14 protein-coding genes are annotated in these 20,578 nt (G+C 49.2%); 3 read left to right on the top strand and 11 right to left on the bottom strand.

All coding sequences use genetic code 11. From position 1 onward, the window contains the following. From uvrA to glsA, 3 genes are read left to right on the top strand one after another with little or no spacing between them, the layout of a single operon-like run. Window positions 1-2,826 (top strand): excinuclease ABC subunit UvrA, encoded by a 2,826-nt coding sequence (gene uvrA / locus LG288_RS01420; RefSeq protein WP_404401295.1) that lies wholly within the window; start codon window positions 1-3, stop codon window positions 2,824-2,826. A gap of 14 nt (window positions 2,827-2,840) precedes the next feature. Continuing rightward, window positions 2,841-3,248, top strand: coding sequence for an acyl-CoA thioesterase (locus tag LG288_RS01415; protein WP_404401293.1), 408 nt, complete (start codon window positions 2,841-2,843; stop codon window positions 3,246-3,248). After that, window positions 3,238-4,194 carry a glutaminase A gene (gene glsA / locus LG288_RS01410; RefSeq protein WP_404401291.1) on the top strand — a complete coding sequence of 319 codons (957 nt, stop codon included), beginning with the start codon at window positions 3,238-3,240 and terminating at the stop codon, window positions 4,192-4,194. The genes LG288_RS01415 and glsA overlap by 11 nt, the downstream gene beginning before the upstream one ends. On the opposite strand, the gene LG288_RS01405 is transcribed toward glsA, so the two are convergent. From LG288_RS01405 to rplK, 11 genes are all read right to left on the bottom strand, one after another. Beyond that, the gene (locus tag LG288_RS01405) at window positions 4,191-4,970 is read right to left on the bottom strand and encodes an amino acid ABC transporter substrate-binding protein (protein ID WP_404401289.1); all 780 of its coding nucleotides are present in this window, start codon (window positions 4,968-4,970) and stop codon (window positions 4,191-4,193) included. The two genes, glsA and LG288_RS01405, sit on opposite strands and share 4 nt — an antisense overlap. A 130-nt stretch (window positions 4,971-5,100) precedes the next feature. Next, a complete protein-coding gene (gene tuf, locus LG288_RS01400; protein WP_404401267.1) occupies window positions 5,101-6,285 on the bottom strand; it encodes an elongation factor Tu in 1,185 nt (394 codons plus the stop codon). 59 nt (window positions 6,286-6,344) lie between these two features. After that, the gene (gene fusA / locus LG288_RS01395) at window positions 6,345-8,468 is read right to left on the bottom strand and encodes an elongation factor G (protein WP_404401287.1); all 2,124 of its coding nucleotides are present in this window, start codon (window positions 8,466-8,468) and stop codon (window positions 6,345-6,347) included. 30 nt (window positions 8,469-8,498) lie between these two features. After that, complete coding sequence (rpsG, locus tag LG288_RS01390) at window positions 8,499-8,969, bottom strand: 30S ribosomal protein S7 (RefSeq protein ID WP_404401285.1); 471 nt, start codon at window positions 8,967-8,969, stop codon at window positions 8,499-8,501. 72 nt (window positions 8,970-9,041) lie between these two features. After that, window positions 9,042-9,416, bottom strand: coding sequence for a 30S ribosomal protein S12 (gene rpsL / locus LG288_RS01385; RefSeq protein WP_006956845.1), 375 nt, complete (start codon window positions 9,414-9,416; stop codon window positions 9,042-9,044). Between the two features lie 205 nt (window positions 9,417-9,621). Next, complete coding sequence (gene rpoC / locus LG288_RS01380) at window positions 9,622-13,866, bottom strand: DNA-directed RNA polymerase subunit beta' (protein ID WP_404401282.1); 4,245 nt, start codon at window positions 13,864-13,866, stop codon at window positions 9,622-9,624. A gap of 71 nt (window positions 13,867-13,937) precedes the next feature. Beyond that, window positions 13,938-17,966, bottom strand: coding sequence for a DNA-directed RNA polymerase subunit beta (gene rpoB, locus LG288_RS01375; protein WP_404401281.1), 4,029 nt, complete (start codon window positions 17,964-17,966; stop codon window positions 13,938-13,940). Window positions 17,967-18,178: 212 nt separating this feature from the next. Further along, a complete protein-coding gene (rplL, locus tag LG288_RS01370) occupies window positions 18,179-18,556 on the bottom strand; it encodes a 50S ribosomal protein L7/L12 (protein ID WP_404401279.1) in 378 nt (125 codons plus the stop codon). A gap of 53 nt (window positions 18,557-18,609) precedes the next feature. Beyond that, the gene (rplJ, locus tag LG288_RS01365) at window positions 18,610-19,128 is read right to left on the bottom strand and encodes a 50S ribosomal protein L10 (protein WP_404401277.1); all 519 of its coding nucleotides are present in this window, start codon (window positions 19,126-19,128) and stop codon (window positions 18,610-18,612) included. A gap of 261 nt (window positions 19,129-19,389) precedes the next feature. Continuing rightward, on the bottom strand, window positions 19,390-20,085 hold the full coding sequence (gene rplA, locus LG288_RS01360; protein WP_404401275.1) for a 50S ribosomal protein L1: 696 nt from the start codon (window positions 20,083-20,085) through the stop codon (window positions 19,390-19,392). 3 nt (window positions 20,086-20,088) lie between these two features. Next, window positions 20,089-20,517 (bottom strand): 50S ribosomal protein L11, encoded by a 429-nt coding sequence (gene rplK, locus LG288_RS01355; protein WP_404401273.1) that lies wholly within the window; start codon window positions 20,515-20,517, stop codon window positions 20,089-20,091. Window positions 20,518-20,578: the final 61 nt, after the last annotated feature.

Raw genomic sequence — 20,578 nt, 5'->3', positions numbered from 1 at the left:
ATGGAAACCATAGAAGTACGCGGTGCGCGAACCCACAATCTTAAAAATGTCAATTTATCAATTCCTCGGGACAAACTCGTTGTTATTACGGGGCTGTCCGGTTCAGGTAAGTCATCACTTGCCTTTGATACCTTGTATGCTGAGGGGCAGCGACGTTACGTCGAATCATTATCTGCTTATGCGAGGCAGTTTTTATCGTTGATGGAAAAGCCCGATGTCGACTCGATCGAAGGTTTGTCGCCGGCCATTTCGATAGAGCAAAAATCGACGTCTCATAATCCTCGTTCAACGGTCGGTACGATTACGGAAATCTACGACTACCTGCGATTAATGTTTGCCCGCGTTGGCCAACCACGCTGCCCTACCCATGATATTCCGCTGGCCGCCCAGACGGTTTCGCAAATGGTTGATCATGTTCTGCAATTACCAGAGGGCGATAAGCGCATGTTGTTAGCGCCTATCATTCAAAGCCGTAAAGGCGAGCACACAAAAGTACTGGAAAACCTGGCCGTGCAGGGCTTTATTCGCGCCCGTATCGACGGAGAAATTTGTGACCTGAGCGATCCGCCGGAGCTGGAGCTACAGAAAAAACACACCATCGAAGTGGTAGTGGACCGCTTTAAAGTGCGTGAAGGTCTGGAGCTGCGGCTTGCTGAATCCTTTGAGACAGCGCTGGAGCTAAGTGGCGGTACAGCGCTGGTAGTACCCATGGAAGGCGATGACGAAACGTTGGTGTTTTCAGCTAACTTTGCCTGTCCACACTGTGGTTTTAGCATGCAGGAACTGGAGCCACGACTGTTCTCTTTTAATAACCCGGCTGGTGCCTGTGAGCGCTGTGACGGCTTAGGAGTCGAGCAGTTTTTTGCCGCTGACAAAGTCGTTACTAACGATGAACTGTCGCTGGGCGGAGGCGCCATCCGCGGCTGGGATAAGCGCAATTTTTATTACTATCAGATGCTGCAATCTTTGGCCAAGCACTATGGCTTTAAGTTGTCCACCCCCCTAAAAGATCTTGATCCCGAACTGCGGCAAAAGATTTTATTTGGCAGCGGGCAGGAAAAAATCAAGTTTACCTATGCTAACGATCGTGGCGACAAAGTCGTTCGTGAACATCCTTTTGAAGGAATAATCCCGAACATGCAGCGCCGCTATCGGGAAACAGAATCTCAGGCAGTGCGTGACGAACTGGCCAAATACATTGCCGTGCAGCCCTGTAAAGGATGTCACGGCACCCGCCTGCGTCCCGAAGCGCGTCATGTATTTATTAATGACACGACGCTGCCGGAAATTGTCAGCCGCTCGATTGGCAGCGCACTGGACTTTTTTAACGAACTGCAGTTAGAAGGTCAGCGTGCTCAAATTGCTGAAAAAATTCTGAAAGAAATTAATGACCGACTGCGCTTTTTAGTCAATGTCGGTTTAAATTACCTGAGTCTGTCACGCAGCGCCGAAACCTTGTCAGGCGGCGAGGCACAACGGATACGACTGGCCAGCCAAATCGGTGCCGGCTTAGTTGGTGTTATGTACGTACTGGATGAGCCCAGTATTGGCCTGCATCAGCGTGATAATGAGCGCTTACTTACAACACTAACCCACTTACGCGATTTGGGTAATACGGTATTGGTGGTTGAGCACGACGAAGACGCTATCCGGCAGGCCGACCACGTGATAGACATTGGTCCCGGCGCCGGTGTTCACGGCGGTGAAATTATCGCTCAGGGTCAGGTTGAGCACATTATCGCTAACGAAAACTCGCTAACCGGTGATTATTTATCGGGTAAAAAATGTATCGAGTTACCGGCCGAGCGCCACGCTCCTGACGAGCGCCGCCTGGTTATTAAAGGCGCAAAAGGTAATAACTTAAAAGGTGTCGATTTTAACCTGCCCATCGGCATTATGACCTGCGTTACCGGAGTTTCCGGGTCAGGTAAATCGACTCTGGTCAATGATACCCTATTTCATATTGCCCACCACGAACTGAACGGCGCCACGACCGGTGAAGCAGCCCCTTACGACACGGTAGAAGGGATGGAGTACCTGGATAAAGTGGTGGATATCGACCAGAGTCCTATTGGCCGGACACCACGCTCAAATCCGGCCACTTATACCGGTATTTTTACCCCAATCAGGGAGCTTTTTGCCGGCGTACCCGAAGCCCGGGCGCGCGGTTATAAACCCGGGCGCTTCAGCTTTAACGTTAAAGGCGGTCGCTGTGAAGCCTGCCAGGGTGACGGCATGATTAAGGTCGAGATGCACTTTCTACCCGATGTGTATGTGCCCTGTGACATCTGTGAGGGTAAGCGTTACAACCGCGAAACTCTGGACATTCAGTATAAAGGCAAAGACATCAACGAAGTGCTGGAGATGACCATCGAAGAGGCGCGGGAGTTCTTCGACCCGATTCCGGCAATAGCCCGCAAATTGCAGACTTTGATGGACGTTGGTCTTTCTTACGTGCGTTTGGGTCAGTCAGCAACTACATTGTCCGGTGGTGAAGCCCAGCGGGTTAAGTTATCCCGGGAGTTGTCTAAACGCGACACCGGTAAAACCTTGTATATTCTGGATGAACCAACAACCGGACTGCACTTTCATGACATCAAACAATTACTGGCGGTGATACATCGCTTGCGTGACCACGGTAATACGGTGGTGGTTATTGAACACAACCTGGATGTGATAAAAACAGCAGACTGGATTATCGACCTGGGACCGGAAGGAGGCTCCGGCGGTGGCGAGATTATCGCTCAGGGTACTCCCGAAACCATCGTCAACGTTGAGGCTTCTCATACTGCGCGCTTTTTAAAACCCATGTTAGATAAGCAATAGGACGTCAACGAATTATGTTGCAGGAAGAATTCAAAGTACGTTTTTACGAAACTGATGCACTGGGCCACGTTAACAATACGGTGGTACCCATGTGGATCGAGACCGGACGATTACCCATTTTTGAGTTTTTTGGCGAAATGTCACCGGACACTCAAAGCTTAATTGTCGCCAGGCTGGAAGTTGACTACACCCGGCCGATATTTTTTGGTAGTAACGTTGTCGTTAAAACTTTTGTCAGCCGGCTTGGTGGCTCTTCCTTCGATATTGGTACGGAAATTTGGCAAGGGGATAATTTGTGCGCTAAAGGCAAAACCGTGCTGGTGTATTTTGATTTTGGTGAGCAGCGCCCGATACCCTTAACTGACGAGTTACGCTCGCGCCTTGCTACTTTAACCCATCCGGAGCAATCAATTGACACGTGAACTTGTTAGTGGTGGACAGCACATCAATGCGCCTGACGACCTGCAACGGTTGCTTCAGGAAATCTACGATCAGTCACTTACCATTACCGAGGGCAAAGTTGCCGATTACATTCCGGCATTAGCTGCGGTAAACCCGGATTACTGCGCTCTGACTCTGGCGACACTGGACGGTGAAATATTCAACGTCGGAGATACCGAGCAGCAGTTTTCTATTCAGTCGGTTTCTAAAATCTTTGGCCTGATGCTGGCGATGGAGCGGCTTGGCGATGACTTATGGCAGCGAGTTAAAATGGAGCCCTCCGGCCAGGCCTTTAACTCGATTGTCCAGCTGGAATGGGAGCAGGGAATCCCCCGCAACCCAATGATCAATGCCGGCGCCATCGTCGTCAGTGATGTTTTGACCAGCCACTACTCGGCCAGTAAAAGTGCATTACTTAGCTTAATTCGCAGCTTATGTGGCAATGAGCAGGTTTACGCTGATGAAGAAGTACACTTGTCGGAAAAGGATCACGGACATCGTAATGCCGCGCTTGCTCACCTAATGAAAAGCTTTAATAACATTGAGTCCGATGTTGATGAATTACTAGACCATTATTTCTGGCAATGTGCGGTCTCAATGACCTGTGAGAATCTGGCCCGCTCGTTTACATTTTTGGCTAACGACGGCGTTTGCCCATTTTCCAAAAAAGAAATCATGTCAAAGCGCGACTCCCAGCGCATCAATGCGCTGCTTTCAACAAGTGGCATGTACGATCAAAGCGGCGAATTTGCCTTCACGGTTGGTGTGCCGGCAAAAAGCGGCGTGGGTGGGGGTATTGTTGCCGTTGTTCCGGATTTTGGCGTGATCAGCGCCTGGAGCCCTAAGCTGAACGAATATGGTAACAGTGCACGGGGCATGTTTATGGTACGCGAATTAGCTAATCGACTGGGGCTAAGTGTTTACTAGGGCCAGGAAACTTGCATGCGCTGTAAATTAAAGCGTCTGAACAGTTGCTCTAACTGCCCCTGACGCTGCAGTTCGCGCAGCAACTGCTGCAGGGTAGCTGCGCGGATATTTTTATTTTTAGCGACTATGGCACCCAGGTTATACTCATGCTCGACACGCTGCGATACCAGTAACTGATCGAGGTAATCCACCGATGAGTTTTCCAGTGCATACAGCAATCCGTCATTTAGCACCGTAATATCAATACGCCCGCCAATTAACATACGCACGTTGGTTATGCGTGAGTCCGCCAGATAAATTTGATAGTTGTTAGCCACTTCGGCTGAATTCATCACCCGACCGGACATAAGGTAATGGTAGCCATTCACACCGCCAAGCACCTTGCTATCGAGGTTCTGAAAGAACTCATCGCCCCGGCCAGCCGCCTTTTTCGCCACCAGCCGCTCTCGTCCCCTTAATAACGGGCGAGTACTTTCGACCTGGTGCTCGTTTTCATCCCAGCCCCAGACTTTCGACTCAAACAGCAGGACATCACAACACCCGGTAGCCGACAGCGCCTCATAGCGCGCATTAGGGGGGATGACCTGAATGATGAACTCGTAGACATTCTGGTGATGGTTAAGCAACGCCACCAGCTCCGAGGTCATGTCAGTTTTCAGCGCATTGGAAAAGTACGGCGGAAAGTCGTACGCGGCAACATAAACCGGTCGCTGAGCCTGTGACGGCCCGGTCCATAGCAACAGGTAACAGGCCAGAAGTAGGATGAATAGCTTCACAGTGTTTTAAAATTTCCAAACCATAGTGCTACAGTCTACCGCAAGTGTTTTCAAGCGCAAGCGCTGGAGGGCTGCACTAAAACAAAAAAACCCGGCCGGAGCCGGGTTTTTGTCTAACGGTTTACACGTCTTAGTCGATGATTTTCGACACAACGCCGGCGCCTACTGTACGGCCACCTTCACGGATTGCGAAACGCAGTCCTTCGTCCATTGCGATTGGAGCAATCAGCTCTACAACAAACTTCAGGTTGTCGCCAGGCATGACCATTTCTACGCCTTCTGGCAATTCTACAGCACCCGTTACGTCCGTTGTACGGAAGTAGAACTGGGGACGGTAGCCTTTAAAGAATGGCGTGTGACGGCCACCTTCGTCTTTGCTCAGTACGTAAACTTCTGCTTCAAACTTAGTATGCGGAGTGATAGTACCCGGCTTCGCCAGTACCTGACCACGCTCTACGTCGTCACGCTTAGTACCACGCAGCAACGCACCGATGTTCTCGCCTGCACGACCTTCGTCAAGCAGCTTACGGAACATCTCTACACCGGTAACTGTGGTCTTGGTGGTGTCTTTCATACCAACAATCTCACACTCATCACCTGTGCGAACGATACCACGCTCTACACGACCGGTTACTACCGTACCACGACCTGAAATCGAGAATACGTCTTCGATTGGCATGATGAACGGCTTATCAATGTCACGCTCCGGCTCTGGAATGTAAGAATCCAGTGCGTCAGCAAGCTCTACAATCTTCTTGCTGTAGTCTTCGTCACCTTCCAGTGCCTTCAGAGCTGAACCCTGAATTACCGGCAGGTCGTCGCCTGGGAATTCGTATTCTGATAACAGTTCACGAACTTCCATCTCTACCAGCTCTAACAGCTCTTCATCGTCTACCATGTCACATTTGTTCATGAATACAACGATGTAAGGAACGCCTACCTGACGTGACAACAAGATGTGCTCACGTGTTTGTGGCATAGGGCCGTCGGTCGCCGCTACTACCAAAATCGCTCCGTCCATCTGCGCAGCACCGGTGATCATGTTTTTAACATAGTCAGCGTGTCCCGGGCAGTCGACGTGTGCGTAGTGACGGTTTGGCGTGTCATACTCAACGTGTGACGTTGAAATCGTGATACCACGCTCTTTCTCTTCCGGCGCGTTATCGATGGCTGCGAAGTCTTTCGCCGCACCACCGTATACTTTTGCCAAAACAGTTGTAATAGCAGCGGTCAGGGTAGTTTTACCGTGGTCAACGTGACCAATGGTGCCGACGTTTACGTGCGGCTTCGAACGTTCAAATTTTTCTTTAGACATGATATATCCTCAAACTTAAGTTGAAAGCCCGGTCCCGAAAGAACCGGACCAGACCTTACTTATTTAGCGTTACGCTCAGCCATCACTTTTTCGGCGATGTTATTTGGCGCTTCACCATATTTCAAGAATTCCATCGAGTACGATGCACGGCCCTGAGTTTGTGAACGCAGGTCAGTTGCGTAGCCAAACATCTCAGATAATGGAACCACTGCGTTAACAGCTTTCAAGCCACCAGGAGCTTCTTCCATACCTTCGATCAGACCACGACGACGGTTCAAGTCACCGACGACATCACCCATTGATTCTTCTGGAGTAACAACTTCGACTTTCATCAACGGCTCAAGTAACGCAGGGTTAGCTTTTAATGCACCTTTTTTGAAGGCCATGCTACCAGCGATCTTAAAAGCCATTTCTGATGAGTCGACATCGTGGTAAGAACCATCGTACAAGGTCGCTTTAACGCCCAGTACCGGGTAGCCCGCCAGGACACCTTGTTCCATCTGTTCCTGAATACCTTTATCGACAGCCGGGATGTATTCCTTCGGTACCACACCACCAACGATTTCGTTAACGAACTCGTAAGTAACGTCTTCACCATTTTCGTCTTCTTCGATAGTCATTGGCTCAAGTTTAAGCCAAACGTGACCAAACTGACCACGACCACCGGATTGACGTACGAATTTGCCTTCGATATCGACTTTCTCGCGAATAGCTTCGCGATAAGCGACCTGTGGCTGACCCACGTTACATTCAACTTTGAATTCACGCTTCATACGGTCAACGATGATGTCGAGGTGCAATTCACCCATACCTGAGATAATGGTTTGGCCAGATTCTTCGTCCGTTTTAACACGGAACGATGGATCTTCAGCAGCCAGTTTACCCAAAGCAATACCCATTTTTTCCTGGTCTGCTTTTGTTTTTGGCTCAACCGCAACCGAGATAACAGGTTCTGGGAATTCCATCCGCTCAAGAATGATCTTGTTGTTTGGATCACACAGAGTATCACCGGTAGTGACGTCTTTAAGACCGATCAATGCGGCGATGTCGCCGGCACGAACTTCTTTTATCTCTTCCCGGCTGTTAGAGTGCATTTGAACCATACGGCCAACGCGCTCTTTCTTGCTCTTAACCGGGTTAACAACGCCATCACCCTGGTTCAATACACCTGAGTAAACACGTACGAACGTCAACGTACCAACGAACGGGTCAGTTGCGATTTTGAAGGCCAGAGCTGAAAACGGCTCTTCGTCAGATGACTTACGTACACCTTCAGATTCGTCGTCCAGAATACCAGTAATCGGCTTAACTTCAGTTGGTGACGGCAAGTATTCAATAACCGCATCCAATACTGCCTGGACACCTTTGTTTTTGAACGCTGAACCAGCAGCAACCAAGCAGATTTCGTTCGCCAACGTACGCGCACGTAAACCTTCTTTAATTTCAGCTTCGGTCAGTTCACCTTCTTCAAGGTACTTGTTCATCAACTCTTCGTTAGCTTCGGCAGCCGCTTCAACCAATTCGTTGTGATATTCTTCACATTGGTCAACCATATCTGCCGGGATATCTTCATAAGTAAATGAAGTACCCATGTCTTCCTCATTCCAGTTAATGAACTTCATCTTGATCAAGTCCACTACTCCACGGAAGTTTTCTTCCGCGCCAACTGGTAACTGCATTGGTACTGCCTGTGCTGCCAACCGCGTTTTCATTTGGTTTACAACAGACAGGAAGTCCGCACCTGCACGGTCCATCTTGTTAACGAAGACCATACGCGGTACTTCGTATTTGTTCGCCTGACGCCAAACAGTTTCTGTTTGAGGCTGAACACCAGATGAAGCACAAAGTACAACAACTGCGCCATCAAGAACACGCAATGAACGCTCAACTTCGATTGTGAAGTCGACGTGTCCGGGGGTGTCGATGATGTTGACACGGTGCTCAGGGAACTGCTTATCCATGCCCTGCCAGAAACAGGTGGTTGCAGCCGACGTGATAGTGATACCACGTTCTTGTTCTTGCTCCATCCAGTCCATGGTGGCTGCGCCATCATGGACTTCACCCAATTTGTGAGACAAACCAGTATAAAACAACACCCGCTCAGTGGTGGTTGTTTTACCGGCGTCTACGTGAGCACAGATACCGATATTACGATAGCGCTCTATGGAAGTTTTACGAGCCACAATAAACTCCTTACTCGGTTAACTGTGAAATTACCAGCGATAGTGAGCAAACGCTTTGTTTGCTTCAGCCATGCGGTGAACGTCTTCACGTTTTTTCACAGCTGACCCTTTGTTTTCTGATGCGTCCAGCATTTCTGCTGCTAAACGCTGCGACATTGATTTTTCACCACGGGTGCGCGCTGCATCAACTAACCAGCGCATAGCCAGTGCGTTACGACGGACTGGACGAACCTCGACCGGGACCTGGTACGTAGAACCACCAACGCGACGAGATTTAACCTCGACCGTAGGGCGCACGTTATCCAGTGCTGTCTCAAATACGTCTAAATGCTCTTTACCTGTCTTCTCAGCCAGGATCTCCAGTGCACCGTAAATAATTTTTTCAGCGACTGCTTTTTTGCCGTCAACCATAACGACATTAATAAATTTGGCCAACAACTCGGATCCGAACTTAGGATCTGGAAGGATTTTTCGTTGACCTATGACGCGTCTTCTTGGCATCTCAATATTCTCCGATTAATTCAGGGTGTTACCCAAAACGTACGACAGTTTGGCCTTACTAACGGAGAACCGTTAAGACTTAGGCCGCTTCGCGCCGTATTTAGAACGGCCTTGTTTACGATCGTTAACACCTGAACAGTCAAGTGCGCCACGAACGGTGTGATAACGAACACCTGGCAAGTCTTTTACACGACCGCCACGGATCAATACCACTGAGTGTTCTTGTAAGTTATGTCCTTCACCGCCGATGTACGAAGAAACTTCGTAACCGTTGGTTAAACGAACACGGCATACTTTACGCATAGCAGAGTTCGGTTTTTTCGGGGTTGTGGTGTAAACACGGGTACAAACACCGCGTTTTTGAGGGCACGCTTCCAAAGCCGGAACGTTGCTTTTCACAACGGGCTTTTGACGGCCTTTACGCACCAGCTGATTAACTGTTGCCATTCAATACTCCTAGTTTAGTTGATGTCGCTTTCTTAGCGCGCACAATGTGCGTGAAAAATCGCTAAATCCTGACCACAAAAAGGCCAGATCCCAAAAATGGGAGCGGGAATTTTAATGGTCATATTTTCACCTGTCAAGGCTATATAAAAGAAGCCGGCACTGATATCAGTACCGGCTTCTGTACGTTACTTATTTTTCAGCTGTTTTATTCAGCGCTTTCATCCGGCTGGTTGCCTGCATTTAAGGCATCAGCTAGTTGTTGCTCTGCTTCTTCAGCTGTCATCCGTGGCGCTTCCTCGTCCACCTGTAGCTCTTCCAAACGGCGTTCCATCCGCTCTTTATGGTAAGAGTAACCGGTACCGGCAGGAATCAAACGGCCAACAATGACGTTTTCTTTCAAACCACGCAGGCTGTCTTTCTTGCCACCGACTGCAGCTTCGGTTAACACTCGGGTAGTTTCCTGGAACGATGCCGCCGAAATAAAGGATTCGGTCGACAGCGATGCCTTGGTAATACCCAGTAACTGACGCTCATAAGTTGCCGGCAGTTTGCCTTCAGCTTCGGCTTTAGCGTTGGCTGCCAGTACTTCTGACATTTCAACCATCTCGCCTTCCAGCAGGTTGGTATCACCAGCGCGCAGGATTAACGCCTTGCGCAGCATCTGCCGAACGATTGTTTCGATGTGCTTGTCGTTAATTTTAACGCCCTGTAAGCGATAAACTTCCTGCACTTCGTTAACAATATAGTTAGCGACAGCACTGACACCACGCAAGCGCAGGATGTCATGTGGTGCTTCCGGACCATCGGCAATTACCTCACCGCGTTCCACATGCTCACCCTCAAATACGTTAAGCTGACGCCATTTCGGAATCATCTCCTCGTAATGTTCCTGAGTAGCAGCATTCTGAGCAGTCGGTGTAATGATCAGACGACGCTTACCTTTGGTTTCCTTACCGAAGGAGACCGTACCGGTCTTTTCAGCCAGGATAGCCGGCTCTTTTGGTCGCCGCGCTTCAAACAAGTCAGCAACACGGGGCAGACCACCGGTAATATCCCGGGTCTTCGATCCTTCCTGGGGAATACGCGCTAAAGTGTCACCCACTTTAACTTCGGCATTATCTTCCAGGTTAATGATGGCATTACCTGGCAAGAAGTACTGTGCCGGAATATCCGTACCCACGATATTAACGTCGTTGCCCTGGTCATCAACCAGCTTAACCATCGGCCGCATATCCTTGCCGGCGCTGGTACGCTGACCGGTTTCCAGCACCACAATACTGGACAGACCGGTTAACTCATCGGTCTGACGGGTCATGGTGACGCCGTCGATCAGGTCGACAAATTTAATCCGACCCTCTACCTCAGTGATGATTGGGTGCGTATGCGGGTCCCAGTTAGCAACGGTTTCGCCGCCTTCAACACTGTCGCCTTCGCCTTTTTTCAAGACTGCACCATAAGGTACTTTATAACGCTCTCGTTCGCGCCCAAACTCATCAATCAACGTCAGTTCGGTCGAACGGGATGTGATAACGTGTTGTTTCTCACTGTTCACAACCCACTTAGCGTTATGTAACTTAATGGTACCAGGGTTTTTAACCTGTACACTGTTCTCAGCAGTTGCCCGAGATGCAGCACCACCAATGTGGAAGGTCCGCATGGTCAGCTGCGTTCCTGGTTCACCAATCGACTGCGCCGCTATAACGCCGACAGCCTCACCCTGATTAACCATGTGTCCACGAGCCAGGTCACGACCATAACAGTGGGCACAGACACCAAAGTCGGTATCACAGGTAATAACAGAACGAACAATGACTTCATCGATGGAATTTGCTTCCAGGATGTCGCAATTCTTTTCGTCCAGCAGCGTGTTACGCGCCATTAGAACGGTGTCACTGCCGGGAGTTAAAACATCTTCACATACAACCCGGCCAAGCACGCGCTCACGCAATGGTTCTACAACGTCACCACCTTCGATCAACGGCTTCATCAACAGGCCTTCGTGAGTGCCACAGTCTTCTTCCATGATCACTACGTCCTGAGAGACATCGACCAGGCGACGTGTCAGGTAACCTGAGTTTGCTGTTTTCAGAGCCGTATCGGCCAGACCTTTACGAGCACCGTGCGTCGAAATAAAGTACTGCAGTACGTTCAAACCTTCACGGAAGTTAGCCACGATCGGTGTTTCGATGATGGAGCCGTCCGGCTTCGCCATCAAGCCACGCATACCAGCCAGCTGACGAATCTGCGCCGGGCTACCACGAGCACCGGAGTCGGCCATCATAAAGATTGAGTTAAATGATGCCTGCTCTTCGTCTTCACCATCTTTATTTTTAACGACTTCTTTCGACAAGTTATCCATCATTGCTTTGGATACTTTCTCGTTAGCCGTTGACCAGATGTCGATAACTTTATTGTATTTCTCACCCGCAGTAACCAAACCGGACTCAAACTGCTCCTGGATTTCGGCAACTTCTTCTTCTGCGGCGCTGACGATTTCTTTCTTCGCGTCCGGAATAACCATGTCGTTAATACCGACTGACGCACCAGAAATCATCGCATAATGGAAACCGGTGTACATTACCTGGTCAGCAAAGACAACGGTGTCTTTCAGACCCAGGTCGCGATAGGCCAGGTTCAGCATCCGGCCAATTGGCTTTTTACCCATTGCCTGATCGATCAGGTCAAATGGCAGGCCTTCCGGCATAATCAGCGATAACAACGCCCGGCCAACCGTGGTATCACGAAGAACGGTGCGGGTTTCGCGCTGCCCGTCTTCATCAATGATGGTATCAGTGATTCGAACTTTTACCCGCGAGTGCAGCTCGACATCGCCGTTACGGTAAGCTTTTTCTGCTTCCTGAGGGCTTTTGAACGCCATACCCTCGCCTTTGCCGTTGATCTTTTCTTTGGTCATGTAATACAGACCAAGAACAACGTCCTGCGACGGTACAATAATGGGGTCGCCACTTGCCGGAGACAGTACGTTATTCGTTGACATCATCAGAGCACGAGCTTCTAACTGTGCTTCTAAAGTCAACGGTAAATGGACGGCCATTTGGTCGCCGTCAAAGTCAGCGTTATACGCCGCACAGACCAATGGGTGCAGCTGTATTGCTTTACCTTCGATCAACACTGGTTCAAAGGCCTGGATACCCAAGCGGTGAAGTGTTGGTGCACGGTTCAGCAGCACCGGGTGTTCTTTAATGACTTCATCCAGAACGTCCCAGACTTCTGCGGTTTCGCGCTCTACCATTTTCTTCGCAGCTTTAATAGTTGTCGCTAAACCACGACGCTCCAGCTTGCCGTAGATAAACGGTTTAAACAGCTCTAATGCCATTTTCTTAGGTAAGCCGCACTGATGCAGACGCAGTTTCGGACCAACCGTAATAACGGAACGTCCGGAATAGTCGACCCGCTTACCCAGTAGGTTCTGACGGAAACGACCCTGCTTACCTTTAATCATGTCAGCCAATGACTTCAACGGACGCTTATTCGATCCGGTGATGGCACGACCGCGACGGCCGTTGTCCAGCAGCGCATCAACAGCTTCCTGCAGCATGCGTTTTTCGTTTCGTACGATAATGTCCGGTGCCGCCAGGTCCAGCAGCCGCTTCAGACGATTATTACGGTTGATAACGCGACGATACAAATCGTTCAGGTCAGAGGTTGCGAAACGGCCACCATCAAGTGGTACCAGCGGACGAAGATCCGGGGGCAGCACAGGTAACACTTTTAAAATCATCCACTCAGGCTTGTTGCCCGACATTTGGAATGACTCAAGCAGTTTCAGCCGCTTACTGATCTTCTTACGTTTAGTTTCAGAATTTGTTTCTGGCAATTCCTCGCGCAGACGCTGAACTTCGGCATCAATATCAATAACCCGCAATAAATCCAGTACCGCTTCGGCACCCATTTTTGCGTCAAACTCGTCACCGTGCTCTTCTAACGCATCCAGATATTCTTCTTCGGTAAGAATCTGGCCTTGCTCGAGCGTGGTTAAGCCACCTTCGGTAACAACATAAGATTCAAAATACAGCACGCGCTCTATATCCCGAAGGGTCATATCCAGCATTAAGCCAATACGCGACGGCAAGGACTTAAGGAACCAGATATGAGCGACCGGGCTGGCCAGTTCTACGTGACCCATGCGCTCGCGACGAACTTTGGTCAGCGTGACTTCGACGCCACACTTCTCACAAATTACACCACGGTGTTTCAAACGTTTGTATTTACCACACAAACATTCATAGTCTTTTACCGGACCAAAAATGCGCGCGCAGAACAAACCATCGCGCTCAGGTTTAAAGGTACGGTAATTAATAGTTTCCGGCTTTTTCACTTCACCATATGACCAACTACGGATCATATCAGGTGACGACAGCTGAATTCGAATACCATCGAATTCTTCTGTCTGATTAGCCGGTTTTAAAAACTTAAGCAAGTCTTTCACGATTTATCTCCTGTCGGAGTTCAACCTAAGGGGAGTGCAAGCACTCCCCGAATTCATTCCGCAACAGCCTTTTAGCTCTGTTCCAGCTCGATATTGATGCCCAAAGAGCGTATTTCTTTCAACAACACGTTAAAGGACTCTGGCATACCTGCTTCCATCTGCAGGTTATTGTCGACGATGTTCTTATACATCTTGGTCCGGCCGTTGACGTCATCCGACTTAACGGTCAGCATTTCCTGCAAGGTATAAGCAGCGCCGTAAGCTTCCAGTGCCCAGACTTCCATCTCACCAAAGCGCTGGCCACCAAACTGGGCTTTACCGCCCAGTGGCTGCTGGGTTACCAGGCTATAAGAGCCAGTTGAACGGGCATGCATCTTGTCATCAACCAAGTGATTCAGTTTCAGCATGTACATGTAGCCCACGGTCACGTCGCGTTCAAAACGCTCACCGGTACGGCCATCATGCAAGGTAATCTGACCCGACTCCGGAATATCTGCCAGTTTCAACAAGGCTTTTATTTCGGCTTCTACTGCACCATCGAATACCGGTGTTGCCGTTGGTAAACCACCACGCAGATTGTGTGCAAGGCGCAATACTTCGTCATCAGTAAACTCACCGATGTCAACTTTTTGCCGGCACTCGCCCAAGTCATAAACCTGCTGCAAAAACTCACGCAATTCCTGCATAGCCCGCTGCTGTTTCAGCATTTTTTCGATTTTAATACCAATACCGCGAGCCGCCATACCCAGATGCGTTTCCAGCACCTGGCCGATATTCATCCGTGACGGTACACCCAGCGGGTTCAGTACGATATCGACCGGGTTACCTTCGTCATCGTGAGGCATATCTTCAACCGGTATAATGGTCGAAATAACACCCTTGTTACCGTGACGCCCGGCTAATTTATCACCTGGCTGAATACGGCGTTTGACCGCAAGGTAAACCTTAACAATTTTAAGTACACCCGGCGCCAAATCGTCGCCCTGGGTAATCTTACGGCGCTTGGTTTCGAATTTATTATCGAAATCGTCACGAATTTGCTGGTACTGCTCGGCAATCTGCTCAAGCTGGTCCTGTGCTTTTTCGTCACTCAAGCCCTGAGTTAACCAATTGCTGCGATCCATGCTTGCCAGTTTGGCTTCATCAAAGCCATTAGCTAACAACAGGTTACGCGCCCGGTTAAAGATACCCTCTTCGAGAATCTTAAACTCTTCGGTTAAATCTTTTTTAACTTTGGCCAGCTGCATTTCTTCGATGGCAACTGCCCGTTTGTCTTTCTCTACCCCATCGCGGGTAAATACCTGAACGTCGATAACGGTGCCGTTTACGCCATTCGGTACACGCAACGAACTGTCTTTGACGTCCGATGCTTTCTCACCAAATATCGCTCGCAACAGCTTCTCTTCCGGAGTTAGCTGAGTTTCACCTTTTGGTGTCACTTTACCGACCAGAATGTCGCCGCCTTTAACTTCAGCTCCGACATAAACTACGCCGGCTTCGTCCAGTTTTCCTAAGGCAGATTCGCCAACGTTAGGAATATCAGAGGTGATCTCTTCTGAACCCAACTTAGTGTCCCGTGCCACACAGTTCAGTTCCTGAATGTGAATCGTGGTCATCCGGTCTTCCTGAGCAACCCGCTCTGAAATCAGAATCGAATCCTCAAAGTTATAACCGTTCCACGGCATGAAGGCGACGCGCATGTTCTGGCCTAAAGCCAGCTCACCCAGGTCGGTTGACGGCCCATCGGCAAGCACATCGCCGCGAGTGACCGGCTCGCCCGGATTAACGGTCGGCTTCTGGTTAATACACGTGTTCTGGTTCGAGCGCGTATATTTAGTCAGGTTATAAATATCGATACCTGCTTCGCCCGGCACCATTTCTTCTTCGTTAACCTTAACAACGATACGAGCGGCATCAACATAGTCGACCACACCACCACGCTTGGCGACCACGGTAACGCCTGAATCGACAGCTATGGTCCGCTCAATACCGGTTCCTACCAGCGGCTTGTCAGCACGCAGGGTCGGCACGGCCTGGCGTTGCATGTTTGAACCCATCAAGGCCCGGTTAGCATCATCGTGTTCCAGGAACGGGATCATGCTGGCTGCTATCGAAACAATCTGTTGCGGCGCAACGTCCATAAACTGAACTTGTTCTTTGCTCACCAACGTAAATTCGTTTTTGTGACGGCAAGGGACCAGGTCTTCGACCAATTCGCCAGCGTCGTTTAACGCGACGTTTGCCTGCGCAATAACATAGTTGCCTTCTTCGATAGCTGACAGGTAGACAACGTCGTCAGTTACCTGGCTATTTTCGATACGCCGGTACGGTGTTTCTAAGAAGCCGTATTCATTGGTACGGGCAAAGGTCGACAACGAGTTAATCAGACCGATGTTTGGACCTTCCGGCGTCTCGATCGGACACAAACGACCATAGTGGGTCGGATGTACGTCACGGACTTCAAAGCCAGCCCGTTCACGGGTTAAACCGCCCGGACCCAGCGCCGAGATACGACGTTTATGGGTAACTTCTGACAACGGGTTGTTTTGGTCCATAAACTGAGACAGCTGACTTGAACCAAAGAATTCTTTAACGGCAGCACTGATCGGCTTAGCGTTAATTAAATCCTGAGGCATGGTGCTATCCAGATCGCCCAGCGATAAACGTTCTTTCACTGCGCGCTCTACCCGGACTAAGCCGACACGGAATTGATTTTCCGCCATTTCGCCGACCGAACGGATACGACGGTTACCCAGGTGATCGATATCATCCACTTCATCCAGACCATTACGGATCTGAATCAGCTTCTTCATTACCTGAACGATGTCATCATGGGTCAGCGTATTAGTTCCTGTTAAATCTTCGCGACCCAGGCGGCGGTTAAACTTCATCCGCCCGACAGTCGACAGATCGTAACGATCCTCGCTGAAGAATAAGTTCTCGAACAAGGCCTCAGCGGCTTCGCGAGTTGGCGGCTCACCTGGGCGCATCATACGATAGATTTCAACCAGAGCTTCGATACGGTTGGTAGTGCTGTCGACGCGCAGAGTCTCACTCATGTAAGGTCCGTGGTCGAGATCATTAACAAACAGCGTTTCGATTTTCTTAATACCGGCTTCACTTAACTTAGCGATAAGTTCAAGGTTTAGCTCGTCGTTGGCGTTGGCCACGATTTCACCGGTACTCTTATCAGCATAATCTTTCGCGAGCACTTTACCGACCATGTAATCCGGCGGTACTTCCAGCTCTTTTAATTCGAGTTTCTCCAACTGTCGAATGTGACGTGCTGTAATCCGACGCCCTTTTTCGACAATCATTTCGCCATCTGGCGCTTTAATATCAAATTTTGCGGTTTCGCCACGCAAACGCTCAGGCACCAATTGCATTTTTACTTTGGTCTTGAGGATTTCAAAATACGTGGTGTCGAAGAACGTATCGAGGATTTCTTCGGTAGTATATTCTAAAGCACGCAATATGATTGACGCCGGTAATTTACGGCGACGGTCAATACGCACAAAGACGTTATCTTTCGGGTCAAATTCAAAATCTAGCCAGGAGCCACGGTAAGGAATGACGCGCGCGTTATACAGTACCTTACCCGAGGAATGTGACTTACCTTTATCATGGTCGAAAAACACACCCGGCGAACGGTGTAATTGAGACACGATGACACGCTCAGTACCATTGATTACAAAGGTACCGTTTTCGGTCATCAATGGGATTTCGCCCATGTAAACTTCTTGTTCTTTAATGTCTTTTACTGTGCCGGCGGCTGCTTCTTTATCAAACAGCACTAAACGCAGCTTCACACGAAGTGGCGCAGAATATGTGATTCCGCGGATTTGACACTCTTCAACGTCAAACGCAGGTTCACCCATGTGGTAACTAACGTACTGCAGTTCCGCAGTGCCGGAGTAACTAGCAATCGGAAAGACCGAACGAAAAGCTGCTTCCAGGCCGTTATTGGCTTCTGGATCAACTTCTATAAATTTCTTAAATGAATCAAGCTGCATTGACAGCAAGTAAGGGACTTCCAGCACATGTGGCCGTTTACCAAAGTCCTTACGTATACGTTTTTTCTCAGAGTAGGAGTACGCCATGGGGTTCCTCAGCTAGCTGATTGATGACCCTAACCAACGAGTGGTTCGCTGGTTAAATACAGATAATTAATCTGTTGATCCCGTTGTTTTTTTGCGCCGACTTGTATCCCAACGACGGGCAAAAATGATACAAGCGCTAAAGCGCGAAAAGGCTGGTGGTCAATTAACCACCAGCCTAAGGCCGTTAGGCCAGATGTCGTGCTAAAGTTAATTTACTTAACTTCAACTTCCGCACCAGCTTCTTCAAGCTGCTTTTTCAGCTCTTCAGCTTCTTCTTTGCTTACGCCTTCTTTGACTGCTACTGGAGCAGACTCAACCATAGCTTTAGCTTCTTTCAAGCCAAGACCGGTTGCGCCGCGTACTGCTTTGATAGAAGCAACTTTGTTGCTACCAGCGCCTTTCAGTACTACGTCAAATTCAGTTTGCTCTTCAGCTGCTGCTTCACCACCGGCCGCTGGGCCAGCTGCTACTGCTACTGCTGCAGATGCGTCAACGCCGAATTTTTCTTCAGCTGCTTCGATCAATTCAACCAGTTCCATAACTGGCATTTCAGCGATCGCGTTTAAGATATCGTCTTTAGTCAGAGCCATTACTCTAAACTCCTGGGTTGATAATTACAAAAAATGGTTCAAAAACCAACGTATTATTTAGCGTCTTTAATTGCTGCCAACGTACGCACAAACTTAGCAGGTACTTCGTTAACTGTTCTAACGAATTTGCTAACAGGTGCTTTGAAGGTGGCGAGCAATTTAGCCAATGCTTCGTCACGAGTCGGAAGTGAAGCAACTGCGTCCAATTTTTCTGGACCCATGATGCCATTACCGATAGATAGAGCCGTCACTTGCAGGTTCTTGTTATCTTTACTGAAGTCTTTAAACAAACGAGCAGAAGAGCCCGGCGCGTCTAAAGAAAATCCGTAAACAAGAGGTCCTTTCAGTGCATCAGCCATATCGTCAAACTGAGTGCCTTCAAAAGCTCGTCTAGCCAGAGTATTCCGTACAACTTTTACGAATACTCCTTGCTCGCGCGCTTTTTTACGCAATTCAGTCATATCGGCAACTTCGATGCCTCGATACTCAGCAACGGTGACAGCTAGCGCGTTTGAAGCAACGTCGTTAACTTCCTTAACGATGGCCTTCTTTCCGGCTAAACCAATTGCCACTGATATCACCTCGTTTAAATTCGGGACCTAAGCCCCTCGTTACAAGTTAAGTGAGGTTACCCCCACCGCGTTGTCACGGTGAATCTCTTACCCAGAGAGCCTGAGTCGGATATCACCATCTGCGTAGGAAATTAAGTGCCGCTGTTCAATTTTGCCGAACTCTCGCGATACACCTACGGTCTTGGACGGGAGCCTTGTGCTATTGCTTTACAAGCCGTAACACGGCAGCTCCAACCCACAAACATTTACTCAGACAGACTGTTAACCAACGTCAACGGTTGCCTGGTCAATACTCACACCCGCACCCATCGTAGTTGACAGGCTGATGCGTTTAAAGAATACACCTTTTGCTGAAGAAGGCTTAGCTTTTTTCAATGCAGCAAGCAGAGAATTTAAGTTTTCTTTCAGCTTTTCGTCATCAAAATCTACACGGCCAATAGTCGCGTGGATGATGCCGTTTTTATCGTTACGATAGCGAACCTGGCCCGCTTTTGCGTTTTGCACTGCAGTTGCAACGTCCGGAGTTACTGTGCCGGTTTTCGGGTTTGGCATCAGGCCGCGAGGACCTAAGATTTGACCTAATTGACCGACAACACGCATTGCATCAGGAGAGGCAACAACAACGTCAAAGTTCATTTCGCCTTTTTTGACTTGCTCAGCCAAATCTTCCATACCAACAATGTCAGCACCTGCCTGCTTAGCTTTTTCAACATTGTCGCCTGAGGTAAATACCGCAACGCGAACGTCACGACCGGTACCGTTAGGTAAGACAGTTGCGCCACGAACGTTTTGGTCCGATTTACGTGCATCAATACCTAGGTTAACAGCAACGTCAACACTTTCAGTGAACTTAGCAGTGGCCAGTTCTTTTAATAAGGTTAAGGCTTCGTTGACTTCGTAGTCACGTGCTTCAACTTTCTCGCGGATCATACGAGCGCGCTTTGATAATTTAGCCATTACTTAGCCCTCCACGTTTAGACCCATCGCGCGCGCAGAGCCGGCGATGGTACGAACTGCTGCGTCTAGATCAGCGGCAGTCATATCGGGTTCTTTGGTTTTCGCAATCTCTTCGAGTTGCGCGCGAGTCACAGTGCCCACTTTCTTAGTGTTTGGCTCGCCAGAACCACTTTTGATACCGGCAGCTTTTTTCAACAAGAAGGCTGCTGGAGGTGTCTTAGTGATAAACGTGAATGAGCGATCTTCAAAAACTGTAATTTCTACAGGAACCGGCGCACCTTTTTCCAGGTTGTCGGTCTGCGCGTTGAACGCTTTACAGAATTCCATGATGTTTACACCGTGCTGACCCAATGCTGGACCGACCGGTGGTGACGGGTTAGCTGAACCAGCAGCTACCTGCAATTTGATAATGGCCGATACTTTCTTCGCCATGATAATTACCTCTGTTGTGGGTTTAACGCCTCGTAGCTTGTCAGAGTTAAGCTACTCCAAC

Origin of the sequence: Idiomarina seosinensis, from assembly GCF_044797955.1 — a bacterium.
Classification (GTDB): domain Bacteria; phylum Pseudomonadota; class Gammaproteobacteria; order Enterobacterales; family Alteromonadaceae; genus Idiomarina; species Idiomarina seosinensis_A.
This window is presented reverse-complemented; position numbering and strand designations above follow the sequence as displayed.

What these genes read in the sequence shown, in the direction of transcription:
- rpoB (WP_404401281.1), bottom strand. Translation starts at nt 17,966, where the DNA reads ATGGCGTACTCCTACTCTGAGAAAAAACGTATACGTAAGGACTTTGGT.
- uvrA (WP_404401295.1), top strand. Translation starts at nt 1, where the DNA reads ATGGAAACCATAGAAGTACGCGGTGCGCGAACCCACAATCTTAAAAAT.
- rpsL (WP_006956845.1), bottom strand. Translation starts at nt 9,416, where the DNA reads ATGGCAACAGTTAATCAGCTGGTGCGTAAAGGCCGTCAAAAGCCCGTT.
- LG288_RS01415 (WP_404401293.1), top strand. Translation starts at nt 2,841, where the DNA reads ATGTTGCAGGAAGAATTCAAAGTACGTTTTTACGAAACTGATGCACTG.
- rpsG (WP_404401285.1), bottom strand. Translation starts at nt 8,969, where the DNA reads ATGCCAAGAAGACGCGTCATAGGTCAACGAAAAATCCTTCCAGATCCT.
- rplK (WP_404401273.1), bottom strand. Translation starts at nt 20,517, where the DNA reads ATGGCGAAGAAAGTATCGGCCATTATCAAATTGCAGGTAGCTGCTGGT.
- tuf (WP_404401267.1), bottom strand. Translation starts at nt 6,285, where the DNA reads ATGTCTAAAGAAAAATTTGAACGTTCGAAGCCGCACGTAAACGTCGGC.
- rplL (WP_404401279.1), bottom strand. Translation starts at nt 18,556, where the DNA reads ATGGCTCTGACTAAAGACGATATCTTAAACGCGATCGCTGAAATGCCA.
- rplA (WP_404401275.1), bottom strand. Translation starts at nt 20,085, where the DNA reads ATGGCTAAATTATCAAAGCGCGCTCGTATGATCCGCGAGAAAGTTGAA.